This window comes from Micromonospora sp. NPDC053740, from assembly GCF_040677775.1.
Lineage (GTDB): Bacteria > Actinomycetota > Actinomycetes > Mycobacteriales > Micromonosporaceae > Micromonospora > Micromonospora alfalfae.
In genome coordinates, this window is sequence record NZ_JBFASO010000004.1 from 274,833 (window position 1) to 299,995 (window position 25,163).

Here is a 25,163-nt window from a genome sequence, read left to right on the forward strand (position 1 = left end):
GGGACGGTTTGCCTGTCGCGTCAGCGGGTAGCCGGCAGCGCTCATGCCCGCCGCGCGACGAGGAGCCGGGAATGGTCGGACCGATGGCGCACTCCCGGGCCCGACCCAACCCGGCCGACGGCAAACCGCCGGTCCGTCGCGCGGCGGCGACGGTGGGGGTGCTGTTCCTGCTGATCGGCGCGCTCGGCTTCGTGCCGGGGATCACCACCGGCATGGACGCGCTGCGCTTCGCCGGCCACGACTCGGGCGCGTTCCTGTTCGGCGTCTTCCAGGTGTCGGTGCTGCACAACCTGGTGCACCTGGCGTACGGGGTGGCGGGCCTGCTGCTGGCCCGGACGGTCACCGGCGCTCGGGCGTTCCTGATCGGCGGCGGGGCGATCTACCTGGTGCTCTGGCTGTACGGGCTGGCGGTGGACCACGACACCGGGGCGAACGTGCTGCCGGTCAACGACGCCGACGACTGGCTGCACCTGGGGCTCGGCGTCGGCATGATCGCGCTGGGCGTCCTGACCGGTCGGCCCCGTCGTTGACCGCCGACCCCGGCTCGAACGGTTGCGCCCGTCCCTGACCTGCGGGTTGCGGGACGTGACCTGCCTCGCCCCGACGTCGGTCCGGTTTGATCGGGAACGGCCTCGGGTAGTTGGCAGATCCCGACCCAGCAGCGAATTGAGGCGCCGATGTCGAGCGGGATCACCTGCGAGGTGCGTACCACGGCACCGGTGGCGGTCGTCCGGCTCACCGGTCCGCTGCACCTGGGCACGATGCGCTCGGTGCACCGGGCGCTCAGCGACGCGCTGGTCGACCAGCCGGAGGCGCTGGTGGTCGACATGGCCGGGGTGAACGTGGAGGACCGACTGGCGCTGTCCGTGTTCGCCGCGACGGCCCGCCGGGCCGAGGAGTGGCCGGCCGTGCCGGTGCTGCTCTGCTCCCCGTCGCCGGTCGCCGCACGATGGCTGGCCGAGTCGACCACGTGCCGGGTGCTTCCGGTCTCCGCGGACTGCGCTGAGGCGACCCGGTTGGCCGGCACGACGTCCCCGTTGCGGATGCGGACCCGGCTGGAGCCGGTCGCCGGGGCCTGCCGGCGGGCCCGGGAGCTGGTCACCGAGGCGTGCACGCGGTGGAACCTGCCCGACGCGTCCGGCCCGGCCGCTTTGGTCCTCAGCGAACTGGTCGGCAACGTGGTGCGCCACGCCGGCACACCGATGCAGGTGACGGTGACCCTGCGCCGGCCGTATCTGCACCTGGCGGTGGTGGACGGCAGCAGCGCCCAGGCCCGCGCGGGCGGGACGGACCTGCACGCCGAGGGTGGACGAGGGTTGATGCTGGTCCGGGAGCTGACCCAGCGGTGGGGCAGCGTGCCGACCGGGCCGGGCAAGGCCGTCTGGGCGATGCTGCCGGCAACCTGAGCGTTCGAGGCGCTTGCACCCGGTACCAGCGTTCTGACCGAATTTACCGCTCTGGCCTGGTTACATGGTGCGAGGGTCGGGTAGGCACGCCCGTCCTTTCTGCCGTCACGACGGGGTGAGCAGCCATGCCCAAGCGGGTAACCACGGAACCCGGTCGCGATCAGGGCCCGGCAATCCTGGCACCGGCCCGTTTCGGCGGGTTCCCGGGAGCGGTACGGGCACCGATCCCGGGCAACTCCCTGATCAAGTTCCTCGCCACTACCGACCACAAGCAGATCGGCCTGCTGTATCTGCTGACCTCCTTCGGGTTCTTCCTGCTGGCGGGGCTGCAGGCGATGGTGATGCGCGCCGAGCTGGCTCGACCGGGGATGCAGTTCCTCTCCCCCGAGCAGTACAACCAGCTCTTCACCTCGCACGGCGCGGTGATGCTGCTGCTGTTCGCCACGCCCGCGGCGTTCGGGTTCGCCAACTACATCGTGCCGATCCAGATCGGCTCGCCGGACGTGTCGTTCCCCCGCCTCAACGCGCTGGCCTACTGGCTGTACCTGTTCGGCGGGCTGATGGTGGTCGGCGGGTTCGTCACCCCGGGGGGTTCGGCGGACTTCGGCTGGACCGCGTACAGCCCACTCAGCGACGTGGACAACAGCCCCGGCGTGGGCGCGAACATGTGGGTGCTCGGCCTGGTCGTCTCCGGGCTCGGCACCATCCTCGGCGCGGTCAACCTGATCACCACGATCCTCACCCTGCGCGCGCCGGGCATGACCATGTTCCGGATGCCGGTCTTCACCTGGAACATGCTGTTCACCAGCTTGCTGGTGATCCTCGTCTTCCCACTGCTGGCCGCCGCGCTGCTGGCGCTCTCCGCCGACCGGTTGCTCAACGCGCACGTGTACGACGCGGCCACGGGTGGCCCGATGCTCTGGCAGCATCTGTTCTGGTTCTTCGGCCACCCCGAGGTCTACATCATCGCGTTGCCGTTCTTCGGCATCATCACCGAGATCATTCCGGTCTTCTCCCGCAAGCCGCTCTTCGGCTACACCGGCATCGTGCTGGCCACCGCCGCCATCACCGTGCTGTCGATGACAGTCTGGGCGCACCACATGTTCGCCACCGGCCAGGTGCTGCTGCCGTTCTTCAGCATCCTGAGTTACCTGATCGCGGTGCCCACCGGTGTGAAGTTCTTCAACTGGATCGGCACCATGTGGAAGGGCCAGCTCACCTTCGAGACGCCGATGCTGTTCGCCATCGGCTTCCTAGTCACCTTCCTGCTCGGCGGCCTCACCGGCGTGCTGCTGGCCAGCCCGCCGGTCGACTGGCACACCCACGACAGCTACTTCGTGGTGGCGCACTTCCACTACGTGGTGTTCGGCACCGTGGTCTTCGCCCTCTTCGGCGGCTACTACTTCTGGTGGCCGAAGATGACCGGGCGGCTGCTCGACGAACGGCTCGGCAAGGCGCACTTCTGGACCATGTTCATCGGCTTCCACGGCACCTTCCTGGTGCACCACTGGCTGGGTAACGAGGGCATGCCGCGCCGGTACGCCGACTACCTGCCCACCGACGGCTTCACCACGCTGAACACGATCTCCAGCATCTTCGCGTTCATCCTCGGCCTCTCCACCCTCTTCTTCATGTACAACGCCTGGAAGTCCTGGCGGTACGGGGCGATGGTGACTGTGGACGACCCGTGGGGCTTCGGCAACTCCCTCGAATGGGCAACCAGCTGCCCGCCGCCGCTGCGCAACTTCGACCGGATGCCCCGGATCCGCTCCGAGCGCCCCGCCTTCGACCTGAAGTACGGCCCGCTCGTCGCCGACCTGGGCCGCGACCTGCCGCAGCGCACCACCAAGCCGCCGCAGCAGTTCGCCGAGGAACTGCGGTTGGAGCACCACGTCCCGGAGTCGCCGGCCGCCGAGGGCGCGCACGGCGCCCGCGACGCCGTCGACTACCAGCCGGCGCCACGCTCCGGCGCCCGGCCGGTGGACGTGCCGGAGCCCGAGGGCGTCCGTCGGCCGAGCTTCGAGCAGAGCGACCCGCCGCAGGACGCCGAGGACGCGCCGAAGCCGCACGAGCGCTGGCGGCACCCGCACAGCGACGGCAACCCCGAAGAGCACTGATCAGGGGTACGCGCAGAAGGGCCGACACCCAGCGGGGTGTCGGCCCTTCGCTTGTCAGCGTGCGTCAGTCCCGGGCGGGCGACAGGCCGGCGGCGGTGAGCGAGCGGCGTACCGCGGGCTGGACCCGGGTCAGCCGCAGCGGCACCCCGGTCCGCTCCGCCGCGTCCCGGCCGGCCATCAGCGCGGCGATCCCACCGGCGTCGAAGCCACCCGCGCCGACCAGGTCGACGACCACCTCGCTGGGCTGGCCGGTGACCGCCTCCAGCATGGCCCGGCGCAGCTGGTCCGCGCCGTCGCGGTCGATCTCGCCGCCGACCTCGACCACCACCGAGTCGCCGTCCTGCTTGACCGAGATCCGGGTCTTGCCAGGGTCGGGTTCGGCGGCGCCGTTCTGCCACGGCGGCGGCGCGTCGGCGAGCATCGCCTGGCGCAGCCAGGTGAGCGCCCGCGACAGCAGCCGGGACACGTGCATCTGTGAGATGCCGAACCGGGCGGCGATCTCCGCCTGGGTCTGGTTGCCGTAGAAGCGCATCGCGAGGATCCGTCGCTCACGCCAGGGCAGTCGGTGCAGCAGGCCGCTCACCGTCACCCGGTCGTCGACGGACTCCAGCGCATTGTCGGATTCGCCGACCAGGTCCCCGAACTCGGCGGAGCTCTCCCCACCCACCGGCGCGTTCAGCGAGGCCGGGCTGTAGCCGGCCGCCGACTCCAGGGCGGCGAGGATCTCCTCCTCCGGGGTCTCCAGCCGGGCGGACAGCTCGGCCACCGACGGGGCCCGGGACAGCTCGCTGGTGAGCGCGGCGGTGGCCTGCCCCACCTCGAGGATCAGGTCCCGGAGCCGACGGGGCACGTGCACGCCCCAGGTTCGGTCCCGGAAGTGCCGTTTGATCTCGCCAACGATGGTGATGGCGGCGTAGGCGGTGAACGAGCCCCGTTCCGGGTCATAGCGGTCGACGGCGTTGACCAGCCCCAGTCGGGCCACCTGCTCCAGGTCCTCCAGCGGCTCCCCCCGCCCCCGGTACCGGCGGGCCAGCCGACCGGCGAACGGCAGCGCGAAGCGCACCAGGTCGTCCCGGGCCTCCCCGCGCCGCTCCGGCGGCAGCCCGGCGATCCGGGCCGCGTACGCCATCGCCGCCGCGTCGAGATCCTCCAGCCCTCGATCGTTGGGTGGTGGTGGGGTCGTGGTCGTGGTCGTGCTCGTCTGTCCGAACATCCGCGCCTCCCTCAGGAAGGTCCCCCGCCCGGATCGGGAAACCGGTCGTGCGCGTGGTCGAGCCACGCACCGGGCCGGAAAGTGGGTCAGTGACTGGGATGCCAGCGGGCGACACCGCCTCTACGCAGCGCAATCAGGCCGTCGCAGCCAGCGATGTTCCCGCTCCGTAGGTACTCAATCACGGGACCCCGGGTTCGCGAGGATGTTTCGGCGTCCTCCGTCTCAGGAGACCAACAACCCCTGGTGGCCGCCGCTGTCGCGGAGCACCGCGAGGGCCTCGGCGACAGCCAGCGGGGGCGGCGCGGGCAGGTCGTACGGCTGGGCGCGCAGCACCTCGGTGGCCCGGCGGGTGGGCACCGAGGTGACCGGGTACCCCCGCGCGGTGGTGCGGTCCAACGCCCGACGCCGCCGACCGAACCCGGCGACGGCCAGCCACTGCGGCAGCCCGGCCAGCGCGGGTGAGCGCACCCCGGGCGGCTCGGGCAACACGTCCACCGAGCTGAACGCCTCGCTGCCGGCCAGCCACCACTCGGCCTCGTCGACGCTGCGTCGGGTGGCGTTCTCACACCAGTACGGCACCAGCCCCGCCCGCACCACCTGCCACGGGTCAAGCAGTCGACCGCACTCCACCACCAACCGGTCACCGGTCTTGCCGGCGCGCCGCAGCCATCGCCGGTACAGGTCGGCCACGCCCGCGCTCAGCGCCGACGGCCGGGGCACCAGCACCCGGTGCAGGGGGTGCTGGTGCCGGGTGGACCAGTCCCGCGCGGCCAGCTCGAAGCCCGAGTCGACGCCGTGCTCGGCGTACGCCGACGGCACTGACACCTCCGGCGGCTCCCACCGGGTCGCGTCGCCGCCGACGGAGCGCAGCACCTGTCGCAACGCGTGGCTGTCGGGGTGGAAGTCGACAGGGTCCAGCCCGCTTCCCGGGCAGCCGACCTGGAAGCTGTGCGCCGCTCCGCGCTCCAGCACCGGCCAGGTGCGCGCGTCGCTGACCAGCAGCACTGGGGCACCCGGCACCAGCAGGTCGGCCAGGAACCGCGTGTACGCGGCCGGTAGGGCCCTCCACGCGGCGGTCAGCGAGACCGTCGCCCCGGTCAGCGCGCCACGGCTCGCCGGGCAGTGCACCTGGCGCAGGTGCAGGTCGGCGTTGCCGGCGAGCAACCGGGTGGCGAGTGCGGCGCCATGCTCCGCGGCGTCCGCCGGGCGGTCCACCCCGCCGTCGGACCAGTGCACCGTCATCTCGAAGCCCGCCGGTAGCCACGGCACGCCGAGGGCCACCGCGAGGTGAGCGGCCGCGCCGTGCGGAGAGCCGATCAGCACCCCGGGGTAGCGCCGACGGGGGTACTGGTCGACGAACCAGCGGGCCACCCGGGCGGCGTCCACCTCGTCGGTCTGGGCCACGGTGAGCGCGACCCGGCCGGCGGCGCGGGTGACCGCGGCACGGCGTACCGGCTCGGGGGCGCCGGGGAACCGCGACGTCGGCCCGGTCTGCCCGAGGTCGGCGCAGTCGACTCCGCGCAGTGCCCGGGCGGTGGCGGCGACCAGCACCCGGGCGGAGCTGCCCACGGCCACGACCCGGTCGCCGGCGAGACCGGCGCCATCGGCCGTGAGCCCCTTGTGCACCTTGTGCACCGGCCCCACCTTGCCTCGTTCGCTCACCACGCGGCCCGGCTTCCCGTCCCGATGGGGTTCAAACGGGGCATCACCCACCCGGCGGCACATTCTGCTGGTCAGCGGGGTGCCCCGGTCATCACCGGCGTTCGGCGGCTCGGGTTTCGCCAGGGCCAGGACGGGCACTTCCGGGGCCATGCGCACCGACGACACCAGCGAGCCAGCCGCAGCCACGATCACCCCGTACGAGGACGGACCGCTGCTGGTCCGTGGCGACTTCGCATTGGTCACCCCGGACGGCGAGCGCATCGACGCGCGGCGGGGCACCGTGGCGTTGTGCCGGTGCGGCAAGTCGGCGCTCAAGCCGTTCTGCGACGGCACTCACAAGGCGATCAACTTCCGCGCGGGCACCGCTCGCGAGGGCTGACCCCGCTCCTTCGCCACGCCTCGTGACGAAGGAGTGGGGACGAGAGGCCGTCCCCGACCCACGTCCTTTGCTCTGCTTCAACGAACGCAACAGTTCCAGGTCCATAGCGTTGCGCGGGTTGAAGCAGAGCAAAGGTGGCACGCAGGGTCGGCGGGGCACCGCGCCCGGCCCGGCCGCGGCGCGGCATCCCCGTCGCGGCCGTCAGCCGACGACGGTCCGGACCGGCGGGGCCACCGCGGCGCACGCGGCCACGGCGAGCGAGACGGTCGGCGGCACGGCCGGCGGGGCCGGCGGGCGCAGCGAGCTGCGGCCGGCGGCCCAGCTGTCCAGCAGGTGCGCGGCGAACAGCCGGTCCACAGCGAGCCCGGCCGCCGCACCGAAGAGCACATCGGAGGCGAGGGCCGGCTCGACGCGGACCAGGCCGCCGCACATGTCGTGCGCGGCGATCTGCTCGTGCACCGCGTCGGCCTCGACGTGCTCGTCGTAGAAGCGGGTGGCCACCTCGTCGAAGCCGAGCCGGCGTAACCCGTTGCCGTAGCGACGGTTGGGCAGCGAGGAGGTCATCTCGAACGCCGCCAGGTGCCCGAGCAGCGCGCCGCGCAACCGTCGGTGCAGCCCGAACAGCGACATCAGGTTGTTGGTCGCCAACGTCACCGCCGGCGCCACGTCGATGTGGGCCCCGTAGCCGGTGTCCAGGCCCAGCCGCTCGAGGGTGCTCCGGAACAGCTCGGCGTGCATCCGGTCCAGCCGCCCGCTGCCGTACTCGTCGGTCTGGATCTCCACGAGCGCTGCCTTGGCCGGGCCACCGAGGCGGGGCAGCGCCCAGCTGTGCGGGTCCGCCTCCCGCAGGTGGTAGACGGAGCGGTGGGCGGCGAACTCGCGGAACTGGGTGAGATCGGCGCGGCGTTGCAGCGTCGCCGCCAGCGCCGGACCGTCGTCTTCCGCGACCAGCTCGGCCAGGCCGGCCGCCACCCCGGCGGCGGGCACCGGCGGCGCGCCGACCAGCCGGCGCAGCGCCGCCTCGAAGACCCGTTCGCAGCGGGCACGCAGCGCCAGTAGCGTCGGCTGCCACTCCCACGACTCGTCCACCCCGGCCCAGCCCCGGTAGTGCAGCTCGTAGCAGAGGAACAGCGTGAGCTGCAGGTCCTCGTCGGTGAACGGGTCCGGCGGGTAGACGTCGACGCCGAGATCGACCGGCAGGTCGTGCGGCGGGTGCCGCAGAGCCTCCACGACCGCTGCGGAGAGCGGACCCCGTGCCGTCGGCAGGGTCGCGGGACCATAGCGGCGGTCGGCGGGCTCGGACATGGGACCTCCAGCGTCGTCGGGCCGCTACTCATGCCCTGGTCCGGGGTGGCTAAACGAGGTCGTCGGCGTTCGCGGTGACCTCCACCTGCTCGCGGACCTTCCGGGCCGGAGCGCCCTCGGCGTACAGGCCGCGCAGGTCGGCGAAGGCGGGCTCCGGCGGCGCCAGCGACACCGCCGGGTCGACGACCGCCTCCAGTACGCAGGGGCGGTCCGCGGCGAGGGCCTCGTCCCAGGCCGCGCCGACCAGCTCCGGACGGTCCACCCGCACCCCGTGCAGCCCCAGCAGCCGGGCCCACCCGGCGTACGGCACGTCGGGGCGGCGGTGGGTCGGGTCGGACGACGGTTGTCGCCCACCACCCATGCCGTTCTGGTCCCGGTTGTTGAGCACCAGCACCACCAGCCGCGGGTCGCGCCACTGCTGCCAGAGGTGCGAGACGGTGATCAGTTCGGCGAGCCCGTTGAGCTGCATCGCCCCGTCTCCGACCAGCGCGACCACCGGCTGGTCGGGGGCGGCGAGCTTGGCCGCCACCGCGTACGGCAGCGCGCAGCCCATCGAGCCGAGGGTGCCGCACAGCTGCGCGTTGACCCCCGGCGGCAGGGTCAGGTGCCGGGCGTACCAGTAGAGGACCGACCCGACGTCGACAGCGACCGCGCCGGTGCCGGGCATCCGGGCGGACAACTCCTGCAGGACGAGCTGCGGGTTGACCGGGTCCGCGGCGGCGGCCGCCCGCTCGGCGGCGACCTCCCGCCAGCGGTCCACCGAGCTCTCGACTGTGGCGCGCCACTGCTGTTCGGACCGGCCGCGCAACCGGCTCAGCAGCGCCCGCAGCGTCTCGGCGGCATCGCCGACCAGCGGGACGTCGGCCGGGTAGCGGGTGCCGATGCGTCGGCCGTCGATGTCGATCTGCACAGTGCGCGCCTGCTCGGGCATCGGGAAGTAGTCGGTCCACGGGTCGTTGGTGCCGATCATCAGCAGCGTGTCGCACCCACCCATCAGCTCGGCCGCCGCCGGGGTGCCGACCTCGCCGAGCACCCCGGTGTGGAACGGCAACCGCTCGTCGAGCACCGGCTTGCCGAGCAGCGAGGTGGCCACCCCGGCCCCCAGCCGGTCGGCGATCTCGATGATCTCGGCGGCCGCGTCCCGACCACCCTGGCCCACCAGGATCGCGGTCCGCTGGCCGCCGCTGAGCAGCTGCGCGGCGGCGTCCAGGTCCACCTCGTGCGGCAGGACCCGGGCCAGCGGCTCGCCGGGGGTCGCCGTGATCACCCCGGCGCCGTACGACTGCAGGTCGGGCACCAGCGCCTCCTGCAACTGTCGGGGCAGCACCACGCACGTCGGGCTGCGGGTCGCCGCCGCCGTCCGGAACGCCTGGTCCAGCAGCGCCCCCACCTCGTCGGGGCTGCGGCCGTACCTGACGAACTGGTTGCACACGTCCCCGAAGAGCCGGCTCAGCCCGATCTCCTGGTGTGCGCCGCCGAGCGGCCCGGAGATGTCCTCCCCGACGATGGCCACCACCGGCTTGCTGTCCAGCTTGGCGTCGTAGAGGCCGTTGAGCAGCTGGACGGCGCTGGGCCCCTGGGTGGCGAGGCAGACCCCGATGCCGCCGGTGAACTTGGCGTGCCCGGTTGCCATGAACGAGGCGGTCTCCTCGTGCCGGGCCGGGATGAACGCCGGCTCGCCGCCGGTGCGGTCCAGCGCGTCGACCAGTGGAGCGATCGCCTCACCCGGGAACCCGAAGGCGCGGGGCACCCGCCAGGCCAGCAGTCGTTCCACGACCACGTCCGCGACTGTGCGGTCAACCATTGCCGCGCCCGGGTGTGCTGGGGTCGACGTAGCGCAGTACCGCGCCTACGCCGTCGGCGAGGTCGGGCGCCTCGTCGGGGCCGAGCACGGTCAGGGCCGCGTCGGTGCCGACGAGAGCTCGGACCAGCGCCGCGTCGGCGCGTACCCGCTGCGGGTCGGCCACCGACATCGCGGCCAACTGCCCCGGGTCGACGGCGATCTCGGTGGGTTCCGCCCCGATCCACAATTCACCGTTCGCCGACGGGTCGTCCACGATGATCATCATGTCGACCTGGTTGCGTTGCAGGGCCGAGACGACAGCGTCGAGGCCGCCGCCCACGTCCTCCTGCACGCCGAACTTGTCCAGCGCGGCGCTGATCCGCTGGTCGGCGATCTCCGCGATGGTCTGCACGGTGAGGTCGTCCAGCATCGTCTGGTCGGCGCCGCCGGCCCGCGACCCGGCATCGGTACGGACCACCTGGTCCTGCCAGCGCTCCGGCATCTGGGCGGCGATCATCCCGGTGGCCCGGACGTCACCGGCGACCACCACCACGTCCGCGCCGACCCGGTCGGCCAGCTGCACTGTCGCCGCTGTGACGTCGCCGGCGTTCTGGTGCCACGCCTCCATGGCCGCCCGCTGATAGCGCGACTGGGACCAGCCGCCGGGCTTCGTGCGCCGCAGCGGGTACTCGTCGCGGCCGGCGACGTGCGCACGCCGGGGCACCCCGCCGGCGCTGACCGCCATCGCGTCGGCGCCGAGACGGTCGGCGATCACACGTACCCAGGCCACCTGCTCGCCGCGCTGGGCGAGCAGCGGCATCACGTGCGGCAACGGGCCGACGTTGGCCATGTCCCGCAGTGGCGGCGCGGACAGGTACTCGGAGAGCACCACCTGGCCGTGACTGGCGAAGAGCGCCAGGCCGTAGTCCCCGACCATCGGATCATGACCTCGGACCACCCGGTCCAGCGCGGCGATGTTCGCCTCGTCCGCCCCCTGTTCGGCCAGGCTGCGCTCCAGGGCACGCCAGCGCAGGTCCAGGGCGGGTTTGGCGTCCTCCGTGTCCGCGGAGGCGTCCAGATACACCGAGCACCACGGCCCGGGACGGTCGTAGAGCGGGCGCAGGAAGGACAGCTGCATGCTCGACCCCTTTCCAGCTCGGCCCCCCGCTTACCCGGGTCGCGGGGGATGTCACCTCGCGGCCGTGAGCCCGTGACCAGGTTTCATTCACGTCGTTCAACCGAGGACGTCGATACGATCTGTGAACACAAGCGGACTCTCGGTGGTGGAAATGGACAGCGGACTCGACACCCGACGGATCGTGCACCCGACGGAACGAATCGTCACCGGGCGGCTGATCCGCCTGCTCGACGGCTACACCCGTGAGGTGCGCATCGGTCAGCCGGTGCTGGTGGCGGTGCTCACCGCGGCGGCCTTCGCCCGGCTGCCCGCCCTGCTGCTGCGCTCGCTCTTCTCGTTCGGCGGCGGCGGCACCCGCCGTCGCTGGAAGGAGCTGAAGCAGGGTCCGGAATACCTGGTCACCCCGGTGCGGCTACGCAACACCGCCGGTCAGCTCTGCGAGGTGGAGCTGCACGGGCACCTGCCACAGAGCGCCCTGCACCCGGCAGACCAGGTGCAGCTCACCCTGCGCCCGCAACGCGACCCGGAGCTGCCGCCCCGGATCGAGCGGATCGTCAACCTCACCACCGGGCAGCTGCTGACCCCGCGTACGGCGACGCTCTGGTCGCATCTCGGGCCGCCACTGCTGTTGCAGGCTTTCCTGGGCACGCTGCTGTTGGCGGGCATCGCGGCCTGCTCCGCGCTGACCTGATCGACCCGGGCGGGTCGGCGCTTCAGCCGACCGCGACGGGTGCGCGGTCGGGTCGGCGGTTCAGCCGACCGGGGCGGGCTCGCGGGCCGGCTGCCGGTCGACGCCGAGCATGCCCCGGCGGCGGGCCCAGCGCTCGAAGGCCAGGGTGGCGAACGGCGGCACCGCGCTGGCCAGGGCCACCGCCGTGGCCAGCAGGCTCCACCGGTGCAGCCGGGCCACGGCCAGCACCAGCAGGACATAGGCGACGAACAGGCCGCCGTGGATCGGCCCGAAGATCTTGACGCCCAGCTCGTTGTCGGGCGGACCGTACTTGACCAGCATGCCGACCAGCAGGGCCAGCCAGGAGCAGGCCTCGGCGATCGCCGCCGCGACGAACAGCCGGGTCACCTTCTCGCGCATCCGCACGCCACCACCTCTCGGGCCGCAATGCTATCGGTCCTGTCTGACTGGGCTAACAGGGCGGGCAGTTGGGTAGGAAAGGGTCCTCGGGTCTTCCCCCGCCCGCCGATCACGTGCGAGGTTAGGGGGACCAGCGGTGACGGGGTGGTGACCATGGGCGAGGACGTCGGCGTACGAACCTTCAGTCGAGAGGATCGAGCCCGCTACCGCGACAAGGTCCGCCGCTGCCTGGATGTCTTCGCCGAGATGCTGCGCGAGTCCCGCTTCGACCTCGACCGGCCGATGACCGGCGTGGAGATCGAGCTGAACCTTGTCGACGAGGCCTCGAATCCGGCGATGCGCAACGCCGACGTGCTGGCGGCCATCGCCGATGAGAGTTTCCAGACCGAGCTGGGCCAGTTCAACGTCGAGATCAACGTGCCGCCGCGCCGGCTGACCGGCACCGGCACCGCCGACTTCGAGGAGTACGTGCGGGCCAGCCTCAACGCCGCCGAGGTGAAGGCCCGGGCGATCGGCGCGCACATGGTCATGATCGGGATCCTGCCGACGCTGCGCCCCGAGCACCTGACCGCCGAGACGCTGTCGGCCAACCCCCGCTACAAGCTGCTCAACGAGCAGATCTTCGCGGCCCGCGGCGAGGACCTGCCGATCGCCATCAGCGGGGTGGAACGTCTGGCGGTCACCGCCGACACGATCACCCCGGAGGCGGCCTGCACCAGCACCCAGTTCCACCTCCAGGTCAGCCCGGCCCAGTTCGCCGACTACTGGAACGCCGCCCAGGCGGTGGCCGGCGTCCAGGTCGCGGTCGGCGCGAACTCGCCGCTGTTCTTCGGCCGGGAGTTGTGGCGCGAAACCCGCATTCCGCTGTTCCAACAGGCCACCGACACCCGGTCGGAGGAGATAAAAGCCCAGGGGGTACGCCCCCGGGTCTGGTTCGGCGAACGCTGGATCACCAGCGTGTTCGACCTGTTCGAGGAAAACGTGCGCTACTTCCCGGCGCTGCTGCCGGTCTGCGACCCGGAGGACCCGGCGCAGGCCCTCGCGGCCGGTGAAGTGCCCAATCTGGCCGAGTTGCGCCTACACAACGGCACCGTCTACCGGTGGAACCGCCCGGTGTACGACGTGTCACGGGGCCGGCCGCACCTGCGTGTGGAAAATCGGGTGCTGCCCGCCGGCCCGACAGTGCTGGACACCATCGCCAACGGCGCCTTCTACTTCGGGTTGGTGCGCGCCCTCGCCGAGTCGGACCGGCCGCTGTGGTCGCAGATGTCGTTCAGCGCCGCAGAGGAAAACTTCACCAGCTGCGCCCGGCACGGCGTCGACGCGCAGGTCTTCTGGCCCGGTCTCGGTTACCTGCCCGTCACCGAGCTGGTGTTGCGCCGGTTGCTGCCGATGGCGCATCACGGCCTGGACCGGTGGGGGCTCGACCCGGCCGAGCGTGACCGGTTGCTCGGCATCATCGAGCAGCGCTGCCTGACCGGCCGCAACGGCGCGACCTGGCAGGTGGAGACGCTGCACCGGTTGGAGTCGGCCGACCACCTGGACCGGCCGGAGGCGCTGCGCGAGGTGGTCCGACACTACGTCGACCTGATGCACAGCAACCGGCCGGTGCACGAGTGGCCGATCCCGTGAGCACACCGGATGGGTCGCCCGATCGGCGCGGGGCTCAGCCTCGCGGGGTGGGAACACCGAAGAGATCGGTGATGCCGCCGGGAAGCTGGGCCAGCAGGTCGTGTCGCTCGTCGTCGTTCAGCGCCTCGGCGACGGTACGCAACACCGCCTGGGCGTGTTGACGCACCTGGTCCGCGTTCGCGACCTGTTCGCGGTCGCCGACGTTCTTCAGGAACTCGCCGACGTCCCACCGGCGGCCCTGCGGGTTGCGGGTGACGGAATCGTTCAGCCGCTCCGGTAGCTGTGCCGCCAGGTTGTCTGCCTCCTGCCCGGCGAGCCGTTCACCGAGCACCGACAGGACGGCCTGTATGGACCGCACGGCCTCGTTCTCACCGAGGCCCGCGCGCTGTCGTACCGTGGCGATCATCTGCTCGTACTCCATGCCCCGCTCCTTCGGTCTCGTCGGCATGCCGTCAGGCCTGCCTGCGGACGAACGGGGCGAGTTCCCCGGCTCCCTGGCGGCAAACGGGGTCACGCGCGGATCCGGACTCCCCGCCATCGGCGGGCGGGGCCGCACAAAACATGCCAGTCACGTCACTCGGGTTGCCGGCTGAGCCGGGTCGGGCCGTGCCGGAGGCTCGCCCGCTGACACAGGGCCACCGCGCGTCCGCGCGGACGGATACTGTCCTTTGTGGACCCCCATGGCGATCGAAGTCCGTCGTAGGCTGTGGCAGCTCGCACACATCGTCTGATCACGATGAGGGGACGCACGCCGATGGCCACTTCTGGAACAGACCCAGCCGCGATCCAGGAGCCCACGCGGGTTCCCCTGTCCCGTCGACACATGCTGCGGATGGGAGCGGCGGCGGCCGGTGGCGCGGTGCTCGTCGGCTCGGCGGAGGCAACGTCCGCGCAGGCCGCGCAGGCTGGCGCGAAGCGCGTCCTGCGGGCGCCGGCGCTGGCACCCGGTGACCGGGTCCGGGTGGTCTCGCCCGGCAGCACGCCCGACCCCACGAACATGGCTCGCGGCATCGAGATCCTGCGGAGCTGGGGCCTGGAGGTCGAGCTGGGCAGGCACGTCTTCACCAGGTACGGCTATCTGGCCGGCACCGACGCGCAGCGGCTGGCCGACCTGAACGCCGCCCTCACCGACCCGGGCGTCCGGGCCGTCTTCGCCGCCCGCGGTGGTTACGGCACGCAGCGGATCGTCGACCAGATCGACGTGTCTGTTCTGCGCAGGGACCCCCGGGTGGTCGTCGGTTTCAGCGACATCACCAGCATCCACGGCAAGCTCTGGCGCGAGACGGGCCTGGTCACCTTCTACGGCCCCATGGTCAACTGGAGTGACGACCGCACCGGCCCCGACTCGGCCGAGGCGCTGCGCACCGCGGTGATGACCACAGCACCGGTCACGATCTCCCGGGACCCGGCCGAGACAGCCGCTTCCGTGGTGGTGCCGGGGAGGGCTTCGGGGCCTCTGCTCGGCGGTTGCCTGACGTTGATCTCCACCTCGCTCGGCGCGGAGGACTCCCCGAAGTTCGACGGCGCGATCCTCTTCTTCGAGGACGTGGACGAGGCCCCGTACAGCATCGACAGCATGCTGACCGAGCTGCGCCGGGTGGGCGTGCTGCGCAGGGTCGCCGGTGTGGTCATCGGCCAGATCACCAACAGTGTCGGTGAGCCGGGCGAGTGGGACGCGGCATCGGTGCTCAAGGACCGCCTGTACGACCTGGGCGTGCCGGTCCTGGGTGGGCTACGGCTGGGGCATGGCAACGGGCAGCTCACCGTTCCGTTGGGCTCGCGCGCCACGATCGACGCCGCGGCGGGGACCCTGACCGTGGAGCCGGGGGTCCGCCCGCGCTAGCGCTCAGGCCTGCGGCGTCGGGTCCCAGGGTGACGGGTCGTCGCGCAGCCGGCTGTACAGGTAGCCGTCGCGCCACTGGCCAGCCCGAAACTCGCTGGCCCGCACGACGCCCTCAAGCTGGAAGCCGGCCTTTTCCAGCGCCCGTTGCTCGGCGACGTTCTCCGGGTGCGTACCGGCCTGGATGCGCTGGGCCGGGCTGTGGTGGAAGAGGTAGTCGCAGAGCAACGCCTGGGCGCGCCAGCCGATGCCCCTCCCCCGCCACTGCGGCAGCAGGACGATGCCGATCTCCCAGTACGATGCCCGGCCGGCGTAACGCCCAGCGGTGTAGCTGACGAAGCCGGCGGCGGCCTGCTTCTGCTCGACCTCCACGACGAGCCGTCCGTCGTCCTCGCCGAGGTAGCCGTCGACGGCGAACCGCCGCGCCGGCGCCCCGGCGTCCCGGAAGCCGGCCCAGTCCAAACCGATCAGGCCCGGCTCGGTGCAGAACCGCCGGAGCATCGCCAGGTCGGGCTCGGCAACCGGCCGTAGCCGGACAGTGAGATCGACCGAGACAGCCACCGACATACCGCCACTCTCCATGGCGCCACGCTAGCTTGCGCAGAGCCGAAGCTGGGTTCGGGGCGTGTGCGCGCAGAGCGACCGGCGTTGGTAGCCGAGGCTCTGGTCGGCTCCTTTGGAGTTGAATCGTTGACGACATCACCCCCAGCCCGAGCCCCCGCCTGCCCCAGCCCACCCCACCCCAGCCCAGCCCAGCCCGGCCCAGCCCAGCCCGGCCCAGCCCACCCCGGCCCAGCCCAGCCCACCCCGACCCAGCCCGGCCCAGCCGCCGGACTCTCTGGCAGAGGCAGCCAAACCAGCCGGGCTGAATCGTTTGCGACATCAACTCCAAAGGCAGCGTGCGAAGAACTTCTCCGCCGGCAGACCTCGCCGCCGGTCAGACCTTGAGCAGCACCTTCGTACAGTCGTCCTGCTTCTTCTGGAAGATCTTGTAGCCCTTCGGCGCGTCCCGCAGCGGCATCCGGTGGCTGACGATGAAGCTCGGGTCGATCTCGCCGCGCTGGATGCGCTCCAGTAGCGGCCGGGTGTAGCGCTGGACGTGGCACTGACCGGTCCGCATGACCAGCGAGCGGTTCATGAACGCGCCCATCGGGAACTTGTCGACGAAGCCGCCGTACGCGCCGACGACCGAGACCACCCCGCCGGAGCGGCAGGCGAGGATCGCCTGTCGCAGCGCGAACGGTCGTTCCGTCTCCACCCGCGCGGCCTGCTTGGCCCGGTCGTAGGCGTACATGGCGGCGTTGCCGTGGTGGCCCTCCATGCCCACCGCGTCGATGCACGCGTCGGGGCCCCGGCCGGCGGTCATCTCGTTGAGGGCGTCCAGCACGTCGGTTTCCTCGTAGTTGATCGTCTCGGCGTCGATGTGCTCCTCGGCCAGCCGCAGCCGGTACGGGAACCGGTCGATGACGATCACCCGCTCCGCGCCGAGCAGCCGGGCGCTGGCCGCGGCGAGCAGCCCGACCGGCCCGGCCCCCCAGACGGCGATCACCTGCCCGGGTTTGATGTCGCACATCTCGGCGCCCATGTAGCCGGTCGGGAACACGTCGGCCAGCATCACCGCCTGGTCGTCGCTGATCTCGTCGGGCACCTTGACCGGACCGACGTCGGCGAACGGCACCCGGGCGTACTCGGCCTGGCCACCGGCGTAGCCGCCGAGCAGGTGCGAATAGCCGAAGATGCCGGCCGGCGAGTGCCCCATGATCTTCTCGGCGATGCCGGCGTTCGGGTTGGAGTTCTCGCAGACCGAGTAGAGGCCACGCTGGCAGGACGAGCAGTGCCCGCAGGCGATCGGGAAGGGCACCACCACCCGGTCGCCGGGGGCGAGGTTGCGGACCTGCGGGCCCACCTCCACCACCTCGCCCATGAACTCGTGGCCGAGGATGTCGCCCTTGCGCATCGCGGGGATGTAGCCGTGGTAGAGGTGCAGGTCGGAGCCGCAGATCGCGGTGGTGCTGATCCGGACGATCGCGTCCCGGGAGTTCATGATCTTCGGGTCGGGTACGTCGATGACCTTGACGCTGTCGGCGCCCATCCAGGCGGTGGCCTTCATTCTCGGTCCCTTTCGGAGAGCTCGGGCGGTCAGCGGCGGGACGCCGGCAGCGGCTGGGCGGGTCGCTGCATGGCCTGTTGGCGTACGGAGATGCCGTTGGGACTGCCCTCGGAGCGGACGACCTCGCCGGTCTCCAGCACCTGCTTGAAGCGGCGCAGGTCGTCACGGACCTGCTGCTCGGGTTCCTCGCCGAAGAGCTTCGCCACCGCTCGGCCGAGCGCGCCGGCCGGTGGCGCGTAGCGCAGCTCCACCCGCACCTCGGTCCCCCGGTCGCCGGGCGCGGGCACGAACCGGACCCGGCCGGCGTTGGGCACCCGGGTCCCCGGCAGCGACCGCCAGGTGATCGACTTGTTCGGCTGGTCGTCGATGATCTCGGCGTCCCACTCGACGCGGTGCCCGGCCGGGCCACTGGCGATCCAGTGCGAACGGCGCAGGTCGTCGGCGCGGACGGACTCCAGGTGCGCCATGAACCGGGGCAGGTTCTCCATGTCCCGCCAGAACCGGTACGCCTCGGCGGGCGACCGGTTCACAGTCACCGCGATCTGCATCCTGATCAGCCGGGCGCGGGCCCGTCCAGCCCGCCCGACGCGGACGGCGGCGAGCACGTCGACAGCGGTGATGCCGGCGATGGCGAGCGTGGTCAGCGCGACTCGGCGGCGGCGTTCACCGCTGCGGTCGGCGAGGGCCCGCCCGAGCACTGTGAGGTCCATGGCGTCGCCGGCCACCCGGCTCCAGGCCCAGCTGGCCGGACGACGACCGCTGAGCAGGCCGGCGGCGCTGCCCAACTCCCGTAGGCCGATGGCCGGAAGCACGGACCGCGCGGCCGGGGAGTCGTCCACCCCGGTCAGTCGCGCGACGGGTCCGGGCGCGACCAGCGCGCCCACTCCCAGGGCCAGGCTCAGCAGGCCGAGCGCGCTCGGCAGCGTCGCCGGCACCGGCCGGTCCAGCTCCGGCAGGAGCACAGTGTCGACACGACTCATGTCCGGTCCCTTCCGGTGGGCGTCGCCGCCGGCCCGCCGGCGGGGGCGGCGGTGGTCCCCGCCCCCGTGACGTTATGTCGTACCGGTGCCGCGCGCGCCGGGTTCGGGGGAGAACGTCCGACGCGGGCGGTGTGGGCGAGAACGCCTACGGCATCGGTCGGCATCGCGACATTGACCGATTTGGATCACTTGAATGCCGTTACCGTCGGCCCAACCCGTCGCGCCGCCGGAAGGACATCCCCATGAGCCGCGCTCTGCTGCGCCAGCTGACCGCCACCATCGCCGTCGTACTGCTCGTCGGGGAGGCCGCCGCGCCGGCTGCCGCGCGTACCCCCGGGTCGCCCGCGCCCGGCGGTGTCCGCACCGTGGTCCGCGACGCGACGACCGGCGCACCGGTCCCCCGGGCCTGCGCCGCGCTCGTCCCGGTGGACGCCGCGGCGTTGGCGGCGGTCACGCTCGGCGAGGACCAGCTCGGACGGTACGGGGGTTGCGCCGACGAGCAGGGAGTCCTGGTGACCGGGGACGTCGCCCCGGGGAGGTACCGGCTGCTGGTGCGCCCCTACGACACGACGGTGCACGGCTGGCAGTGGGTGGGCCGGCACGGTGGCACCGGTGAGCGTGAGCGGGCCCGGGTGGTCCAGGTACGCGCCGGTGCGGTGACCGGCGTGCCGGACATCCGGCTCGACCCGCCCGGCACCGTGGTCGGAGTGGTGACCGACGCGGCGACGGGCGCCCCGGTTCCGCGCGCCCGGGTCATGGTGGTGCCGTACGTGCCGGATCCGAAGTACGGCGACCACGGCCCGACCACCGACGACGACGGCCGCTACACGATCACCGGCCTCGGCCCGTACCACTGGCCCGTGCAGTTTGCCGCCGCCGGCCTGGCGACGGTGTGGTCCGGTGGGGTGGGCAGTCGGCAGCAGGCGCGGCCGGTGCGGGTCCGCAGCCACCAGACGGTGACCCTGAACCAGGCGCTACCCGCCGGGACGCCGCTCAGCGGGGCGGTACGGGTCGACGAGCTGCTCACCTACGCCCAGGTGATGGCGTTCGACCCGGCCACCGGGGACCTGGCCGGCGTCGCGGACGTGGGCAGCGGTTACGCCCTGCGCCTGCTCCCAGGGCAGCGGGTGAAGCTGCGCTGCGACTGCGCGTACACCCCGCCGGTCTGGCACCGCGACGCCGCCGGCTTCGACGCCGCGACCCCGGTGCGGGTCGGGCGGGCCCCGGTCGTGGTGGACTTCGACCTCGGCTGACCCGGATTCTGGTCGTCCACCGGAACCTTCTCCCCGGCCCGTTGGTGGGAATGGTGGAGAAGGGGGGTGGCGGTGTCCGACGGCGATCTGATCTCCGAGCTCTACGCCGGCTGTTTCCGACGCCTGGTGGTCCAGCTGTACGCGGTGACCGGCGACCTGACCGAGGCGCAGGAGGCGGTCCAGGAGGCGTTCACCCGTGCGCTGGTGTCGCCGGGGCGGTTCGCCGGGCTGGAGAACCCGGAGGCCTGGTTGCGTCGGGTCGCCGTGAACTGGGCCCGCAGCCGGTACCGCCGTCGTCGGATGCTGGACGGCCTGCTGCGCCGGATCGGCCCGCCGCCGGCCGTCGCCGACCACTCCCCGGAGCACCTCGCCCTGCTCGCCGCGCTGCGCGTGCTACCCGAGGGGCAGCGACACGCGCTGGCCCTGCACTACCTCGTCGACCTGCCGGTGGACGAGGTCGCCGCCACGCTGGGCGTGTCGTCCGGGACGGTGAAGTCCCGGTTGTCACGGGGCAGGGTGGCCCTGGCGGCACTGCTCGCCGACGCCGACGCTACGGAAACCGGGAGGATCGATGTCCGGTCGTGAGTTTTCCGGATTCGACGTGGACACCGTCACCGAGGCCGTGTCACCGCCGCCCCTCGACGAGCTGCGCACCACCGCCCGGTCCCGTCGGCACCGGTCGGTCGCGATGGTGGCGACCGCGCTGGTCGTACTGGCCGGGCTGGCGGTCGTACCGCTGGTGGTCGAGCCGGACCGGGCCGCGCCGGCCGACCCGCCGACGCCGTCAGACGGGCAGTTCAGCCAACTCACGCTGACCGGGCCCGACGCCGGGGTCGACGTGCGGCAGGACGGCTGCGTCGTGCGCTTCTCGTACACCGGCGACGGTGGCCGCAGTTGGTCGGACTGGGACGCGGCGCGCTTCGAGGGCACCAGATGCGCGGCCGGCACCGCGGCCGGGACGCCGGGCAGCGGCACTGACTTCTCCGTCCTCGGTGAGCGGTCCTACCTGGTCACCGACTCGGGGCTGGCCCACCTCTCCACTGACTACGGCCGCACCTGGCGGGACGCGGGTTCCGCGATCGTCGCCGTACCCACGTTTCCGGCGACGGCCCGACCGGTCCTCTGCGGATTCGGCTGCGCACCGGTGTCGGAGCCGCTGGCGGTGGACCCGTCGAGTGGAACGGTGTACCGCCTCACCGCCAGGGCGCCCACGCAGCGTCCGCTGTTCAGCCTCTACCCGGCAGCGGACGGCAGCATCTGGGCCACGTACCGGACGTCGAGCGCCCAGGGGTCAACCGTCGCGCGCAGCGCCGACCGAGGCGCGACCTGGACCACCTGGGAGGTGGGCGACGGCGGGGACGTGATCGCAGCGGTCGGGCTCGACGACCGGAACGGGTACGTGCTGACCGAACCGTCGACGGCGGGCGGCGGGATGCGGCTGCTGCGGACCACGAACGGCGCGAAGACCTGGACGGACACCGGCGCCGAGTTGCCCGCGCAGGCGCACTACGACCTCACGGTGGGCTCGGACCGGTCCCTGCTGGCGATCACGCCCGGTGCGGGCACCGAACCCGACCGCCGCGCGCGGCTGCTGGTCAGCCGGGACGACGGGCGGCAGTTCACTGTCGCCCGGGAGTACGGCCGGCTCGTCGGCGCGGTCAGTGTCGCGCCCGGCTACGCCTGGCTCTTCGGGCGTGACGACGGGTCGACGGGCGAGCCGGACCACGTCCTCGTCACCACGGACGCGACCACCTGGACGCGTTTCTCGCTCGCACCCTGAACATGGGGGCACCACCCGGCGTTACAAGTGCGCGGCAGCGGGTAGCCGGCATCCGCTCTTACCAGCGCCGGAGGAGGTGGGATGTCGGAGACCAGCGCCTTCTTCGAGCGGTTGACCGGGGCTGGCCAGGATCCACGGTTCAGCAAGGTCTGCGGCAGCGTGCGATTCGACATCCGCGACGACGGCACCCTGGAGCAGTGGCTGCTGGACATCGATCATGGCCGGATGCGGGTGACCCGAAGCGGCGCCCCCGCCACCACTGTGATCCAGGTGTCCGCGCAGGTCGCGGAGGCGATGGCGCGGGGCGAGGTGAACGGGCTCGCGGCGATCACCCGGGGCGAGATCATGGTCGACGGTGATCTCGCCCTGGCGTTGCGCATCGGGCGGCTGTTTCCGCGAGAGCCCGGGCGGCTTCAACGCGACGCTCCCGACAGTGGGACGTGACCGTGAGGGACATCGCGGGCACTGTGGCGTGCATCGACGGGAACACCTTCATGGTGTCCGACGCCAGCGGCGACGTGCAGCCGTCCCCGAGCACCCCGGTCGGCCTCTTCGCCGCTGACACGCGCTTTCTGTCCCGCTGGCGGCTCACTGTCAACGGCGAGTGCATGACCGCGCTGTCGGTGGACGACAGCCAGTACTTCGAGGTCACGTTCTTCGCGGTGCCCGGCGCGGCGGTGGACTACGTGGAGGCCGACGTTTCGGCCATCCGGCGCAGGCGCATCGGCCCGGACCTCACCGAGTCGCTGACGATCTTCAATTACGGCGAGCGGGACATGACGCTCGACGTGCGTCTGGAGGTGGCCGCCGACTTCGCCGACATCTTCGAGATCAAGTTCGACATCGGCGACAAGAGCGGCGCGTACTACACGCACGTCGGCACGAACGAGTTGCGACTGGGCTACCGGCGCGGCACCTTCCGACGTGAGGTCGTCGTGTCGGCGAGTGAGCCCGCGGAGTACGACCCGGGTGGCCTCCGGTTCGCGGTCCGGCTGCGCCCCGAGCAGCAGTGGTCCACCCAGTTGCAGGCCGTCATGCTGGCGCTGCGCCCGGACGGCGTCGACCTGCGCAGCGCCCTGCGGGCCCAACGGCCGGACGACTCCACACTGCCCAGGAGCATGCAGGCCTGGGTAGCGGCGGCCCCGACCCTGGACACCGACAGCGTCGGCCTCCAGCAGGTCTACCACCGCAGCCTGGTGGACCTGGCGGCGCTGCGCTTCGCTCCGCTCTCGCTCGGCGGGGCGAGCGTGCCCGCGGCCGGGTTGCCCTGGTTCATGACCCTGTTCGGTCGCGACAGCCTGTTGACCTGCCTGCAGACCCTGCCGGTCACCCCGTCGCTGACCCCACCGACACTGCGGATCCTCGCGTCGCTGCAGGGCGCCCGAACCGACGACGTGTTGGAGGAGGACCCGGGCCGGATCCTGCACGAGCTGCGCTACGGGGAGTCGGCCGCGTTCGAGGAGCAGCCGCACTCCCCCTACTACGGCACCGTGGACGCCTCGCCGCTGTTCGTGGTGCTGCTCGACGAGTACGAGCGGTGGAGCGGCGACACAACGCTGGTGCGGGAGTTGGAGCAGGAGGCCCGCGCGGCTCTGGCCTGGATCGACAGGTATGCGGACCTGACCTCCACCGGCTACGTCTGGTACCAGCGACGAAACCGCGCCACCGGCCTGGACAACCAGTGCTGGAAGGACTCCTGGGACAGCATCTCCTACGCCGACGGCCGGCTGCCGGGCTTCCCGAGGGCCACCTGCGAGACCCAGGGGTACGCCTACGACGCGAAGATGCGGGGGGCACGACTGGCCCGTACGTTCTGGGGTGATCCTGCCTTCGCGGAGCGGCTGGAAAGCGAGGCGGCGGCCCTGTACGACAGGTTCAACCGGGACTTCTGGCTTGAGGACCGCGGCTTCTACGCCCTCGCGCTCGACCACGACGGCACTCCCGTGGACAGCCTGTCGTCAAACATCGGGCACCTGTTGTGGAGCGGCATCGTGCCACCGGAGCGGGCTGCGCGGGTGGTCGAACACCTGATGGGGCCGGCGCTCTTCTCCGGTTGGGGGGTGCGGACGTTCGCCGAGGGGCAGCGCCGCTACAACCCGCTCGGCTACCACAACGGCACGGTCTGGCCGTTCGACAACTCGTTCATCGCCTGGGGTCTGCGCCGCTACGGGTTCGGCAACGAGGCGGCCCGCATCGCCGAGGGCATCCTCTCCGCCGCCACCTACTTCGAGGGTCGGTTACCCGAGGCGTTCGGCGGGTTCCACCGCGACACCACCCGGTTTCCGATCCGGTACCCGACCGCCGGCAGCCCGCAGGCCTGGTCCAGCGGCGCCACGATGCTGCTGATCCGCACCATGCTCGGTATCAACCCGCACGATGACCACCTGGCCGTGGACCCCGCGCTGCCCACCGCCTTCGGGCGGATCGCGCTCCTGGACATCCCCGGCCGTTGGGGCAAGCGCGACGCGTTCGCCCGCCAACGCCCGGACCAGCGCTGACGGCACGGTCAACCGACGGCGGGCCCGGTGGCCCGGAAGGTGCGCCGGTAGGCGTCCGGGGGCACGCCGACGGTGCGGTGGAAGTGTCGACGCAGCGTCGCGGCGGTGCCCATGCCGGCCGCCTGGGCGATGGCGTCGATGCTGTCGTCGGTCTGCTCCAGCAGTTCCTGGGCGCGGCGGATCCGCTGCGTCGACAGCCACAGCAGTGGAGTGGTGCCGGTGGCGGACCGGAACTGGCGGGCCAGGTTGCGGGAGCTCATGTTCGCCTGCCGGGCCAGGTCCTCGACGGTCAACGGCCGGTCCAGGCGGGCCAGCACCCAGGGGAACAGGGTGGCCAGCGGGTGGTCGTCACGGGCGGGCACCGGGGTGGTGAGGTACTGGGCCTGACCGCCGGCGCGGTGCGGTGGCACGACCAGGCGGCGGGCGACGGCGTTGGCGACGGTCGAGCCGTGGTCGCGGCGGATCAGGTGCAGGCACAGGTCGATCGCGGCGGCCTTGCCGGCGGAGGCGAGCACGGTGCCGTTGTCGACGTAGAGCACGTCCGGATCGACCCGCACCCGGGGATGGCGGGCGGCCAGCGCCTCGGTGTGGGCCCAGTGCGTGGTGGCCCGCAGTCCGTCGAGCACCCCGGCGGCAGCCAGCACGAACGCGCCGGTGCACAGCGAGACCATCCGGGCACCCGACCGGTGGGCCGCGCGGACGGCGTCGAGCAGGTCGGGGGGCACGTCCGCGTCGACGTCCTCGACCGACGGAACGATCACGGTGTCGGCTCGGGCGAGGCGGTCCAACCCGTCGTCGGGCGCCACCAGGAAGCGGCCGACCCGGACCGGGCCGGGGCCGCAGATCGCCACGTCGTACCAGGGATCGGCCAGGCCGGAGGGGTCGTGGGCGAAGACCTCGCAGGCCAGGGCCAGCTCGAAGTGCAGCATCCCGTCGGTGGCGGCGATCGCGACAAGGGCCATGTCCGAAACTGTACG

General features: G+C 72.2%; 23 protein-coding genes. 12 read left to right on the forward strand and 11 right to left on the reverse strand.

What is annotated here, in order from left to right:
- Positions 1–83: 83 nt before the first annotated feature.
- From AB0K35_RS14060 to ctaD, 3 genes are all read left to right on the forward strand, one after another.
- Entirely contained in the window at positions 84–530 is a 447-nt protein-coding gene (locus AB0K35_RS14060) for a DUF4383 domain-containing protein (protein ID WP_238672191.1), read from the forward strand.
- A 147-nt stretch (positions 531–677) separates the two neighbouring features.
- Entirely contained in the window at positions 678–1,406 is a 729-nt protein-coding gene (locus AB0K35_RS14065; protein WP_238672133.1) for an STAS domain-containing protein, read from the forward strand.
- Positions 1,407–1,531: 125 nt separating this feature from the next.
- Positions 1,532–3,523 carry a cytochrome c oxidase subunit I gene (gene ctaD, locus AB0K35_RS14070; protein ID WP_363885495.1) on the forward strand — a complete coding sequence of 664 codons (1,992 nt, stop codon included), beginning with the start codon at positions 1,532–1,534 and terminating at the stop codon, positions 3,521–3,523.
- 64 nt (positions 3,524–3,587) lie between these two features.
- Here the strand turns inward: ctaD and AB0K35_RS14075 are convergent, their stop codons facing one another.
- On the reverse strand, positions 3,588–4,736 hold the full coding sequence (locus tag AB0K35_RS14075) for a SigB/SigF/SigG family RNA polymerase sigma factor (RefSeq protein WP_238672131.1): 1,149 nt from the start codon (positions 4,734–4,736) through the stop codon (positions 3,588–3,590).
- 222 nt (positions 4,737–4,958) lie between these two features.
- Positions 4,959–6,401, reverse strand: coding sequence for a hypothetical protein (locus AB0K35_RS14080; protein WP_363885497.1), 1,443 nt, complete (start codon positions 6,399–6,401; stop codon positions 4,959–4,961).
- A 145-nt stretch (positions 6,402–6,546) separates the two neighbouring features.
- Here AB0K35_RS14080 and AB0K35_RS14085 point away from each other — a divergent pair, with 145 nt between their 5' ends.
- Positions 6,547–6,777 (forward strand): CDGSH iron-sulfur domain-containing protein, encoded by a 231-nt coding sequence (locus AB0K35_RS14085; RefSeq protein ID WP_238672129.1) that lies wholly within the window; start codon positions 6,547–6,549, stop codon positions 6,775–6,777.
- A 201-nt stretch (positions 6,778–6,978) separates the two neighbouring features.
- Here AB0K35_RS14085 and AB0K35_RS14090 read toward each other — a convergent pair whose 3' ends face one another.
- Genes AB0K35_RS14090 through AB0K35_RS14100 form a run of 3 tightly spaced genes read right to left on the reverse strand, consistent with a single transcriptional unit; the run spans position 6,979 to position 11,003 of the window.
- Positions 6,979–8,082 carry an iron-containing redox enzyme family protein gene (locus AB0K35_RS14090; protein WP_363885499.1) on the reverse strand — a complete coding sequence of 368 codons (1,104 nt, stop codon included), beginning with the start codon at positions 8,080–8,082 and terminating at the stop codon, positions 6,979–6,981.
- A 49-nt stretch (positions 8,083–8,131) separates the two neighbouring features.
- Positions 8,132–9,886: a thiamine pyrophosphate-binding protein gene (locus tag AB0K35_RS14095; RefSeq protein ID WP_238672127.1), complete on the reverse strand. Its 1,755-nt coding sequence runs from the start codon at positions 9,884–9,886 to the stop codon at positions 8,132–8,134.
- Positions 9,879–11,003, reverse strand: coding sequence for a Vms1/Ankzf1 family peptidyl-tRNA hydrolase (locus AB0K35_RS14100; protein ID WP_363885501.1), 1,125 nt, complete (start codon positions 11,001–11,003; stop codon positions 9,879–9,881). The genes AB0K35_RS14095 and AB0K35_RS14100 overlap by 8 nt, the downstream gene beginning before the upstream one ends.
- A gap of 142 nt (positions 11,004–11,145) precedes the next feature.
- Between AB0K35_RS14100 and AB0K35_RS14105 the strand changes: the two genes are divergently transcribed.
- Complete coding sequence (locus tag AB0K35_RS14105) at positions 11,146–11,694, forward strand: hypothetical protein (protein ID WP_238672190.1); 549 nt, start codon at positions 11,146–11,148, stop codon at positions 11,692–11,694.
- A 60-nt stretch (positions 11,695–11,754) separates the two neighbouring features.
- Here AB0K35_RS14105 and AB0K35_RS14110 read toward each other — a convergent pair whose 3' ends face one another.
- Positions 11,755–12,093: a DUF3817 domain-containing protein gene (locus tag AB0K35_RS14110; protein WP_112602008.1), complete on the reverse strand. Its 339-nt coding sequence runs from the start codon at positions 12,091–12,093 to the stop codon at positions 11,755–11,757.
- A gap of 153 nt (positions 12,094–12,246) precedes the next feature.
- Between AB0K35_RS14110 and AB0K35_RS14115 the strand changes: the two genes are divergently transcribed.
- A complete protein-coding gene (locus AB0K35_RS14115) occupies positions 12,247–13,725 on the forward strand; it encodes a glutamate--cysteine ligase (RefSeq protein WP_238672125.1) in 1,479 nt (492 codons plus the stop codon).
- 34 nt (positions 13,726–13,759) lie between these two features.
- On the opposite strand, the gene AB0K35_RS14120 is transcribed toward AB0K35_RS14115, so the two are convergent.
- A complete protein-coding gene (locus AB0K35_RS14120) occupies positions 13,760–14,146 on the reverse strand; it encodes a DUF2267 domain-containing protein (protein WP_363885503.1) in 387 nt (128 codons plus the stop codon).
- Positions 14,147–14,548: 402 nt separating this feature from the next.
- Here AB0K35_RS14120 and AB0K35_RS14125 point away from each other — a divergent pair, with 402 nt between their 5' ends.
- Entirely contained in the window at positions 14,549–15,568 is a 1,020-nt protein-coding gene (locus AB0K35_RS14125; RefSeq protein WP_363885505.1) for an LD-carboxypeptidase, read from the forward strand.
- Positions 15,569–15,571: 3 nt separating this feature from the next.
- On the opposite strand, the gene AB0K35_RS14130 is transcribed toward AB0K35_RS14125, so the two are convergent.
- The 3 genes from AB0K35_RS14130 to AB0K35_RS14140 all read right to left on the reverse strand — a co-directional run bounded on the left by AB0K35_RS14130 (position 15,572) and on the right by AB0K35_RS14140 (position 18,655).
- Positions 15,572–16,147 (reverse strand): GNAT family protein, encoded by a 576-nt coding sequence (locus tag AB0K35_RS14130; protein ID WP_363885507.1) that lies wholly within the window; start codon positions 16,145–16,147, stop codon positions 15,572–15,574.
- A 355-nt stretch (positions 16,148–16,502) separates the two neighbouring features.
- Positions 16,503–17,675 (reverse strand): zinc-dependent alcohol dehydrogenase, encoded by a 1,173-nt coding sequence (locus AB0K35_RS14135; RefSeq protein ID WP_357364941.1) that lies wholly within the window; start codon positions 17,673–17,675, stop codon positions 16,503–16,505.
- Between the two features lie 29 nt (positions 17,676–17,704).
- Positions 17,705–18,655 (reverse strand): SRPBCC family protein, encoded by a 951-nt coding sequence (locus AB0K35_RS14140; protein WP_238672120.1) that lies wholly within the window; start codon positions 18,653–18,655, stop codon positions 17,705–17,707.
- Positions 18,656–18,897: 242 nt separating this feature from the next.
- Here AB0K35_RS14140 and AB0K35_RS14145 point away from each other — a divergent pair, with 242 nt between their 5' ends.
- From AB0K35_RS14145 to AB0K35_RS14165, 5 genes are all read left to right on the forward strand, one after another.
- Complete coding sequence (locus AB0K35_RS14145; protein WP_363885509.1) at positions 18,898–19,908, forward strand: carboxypeptidase-like regulatory domain-containing protein; 1,011 nt, start codon at positions 18,898–18,900, stop codon at positions 19,906–19,908.
- A 72-nt stretch (positions 19,909–19,980) separates the two neighbouring features.
- Positions 19,981–20,493 carry a sigma-70 family RNA polymerase sigma factor gene (locus AB0K35_RS14150; RefSeq protein WP_238672118.1) on the forward strand — a complete coding sequence of 171 codons (513 nt, stop codon included), beginning with the start codon at positions 19,981–19,983 and terminating at the stop codon, positions 20,491–20,493.
- The gene (locus tag AB0K35_RS14155) at positions 20,480–21,688 is read left to right on the forward strand and encodes a hypothetical protein (RefSeq protein WP_363885511.1); all 1,209 of its coding nucleotides are present in this window, start codon (positions 20,480–20,482) and stop codon (positions 21,686–21,688) included. The genes AB0K35_RS14150 and AB0K35_RS14155 overlap by 14 nt, the downstream gene beginning before the upstream one ends.
- Positions 21,689–21,769: 81 nt before the next feature.
- Positions 21,770–22,132, forward strand: a complete 363-nt coding sequence (locus tag AB0K35_RS14160) for an SCP2 sterol-binding domain-containing protein (RefSeq protein WP_238672116.1) — start codon at positions 21,770–21,772, stop codon at positions 22,130–22,132.
- Positions 22,133–22,143: 11 nt separating this feature from the next.
- Positions 22,144–24,186 (forward strand): glycogen debranching N-terminal domain-containing protein, encoded by a 2,043-nt coding sequence (locus AB0K35_RS14165; RefSeq protein WP_238672189.1) that lies wholly within the window; start codon positions 22,144–22,146, stop codon positions 24,184–24,186.
- Positions 24,187–24,194: 8 nt separating this feature from the next.
- Here AB0K35_RS14165 and AB0K35_RS14170 read toward each other — a convergent pair whose 3' ends face one another.
- Positions 24,195–25,148, reverse strand: a complete 954-nt coding sequence (locus AB0K35_RS14170; RefSeq protein WP_363885513.1) for a helix-turn-helix domain-containing protein — start codon at positions 25,146–25,148, stop codon at positions 24,195–24,197.
- Between the last annotated feature and the right edge of the window lie 15 nt (positions 25,149–25,163).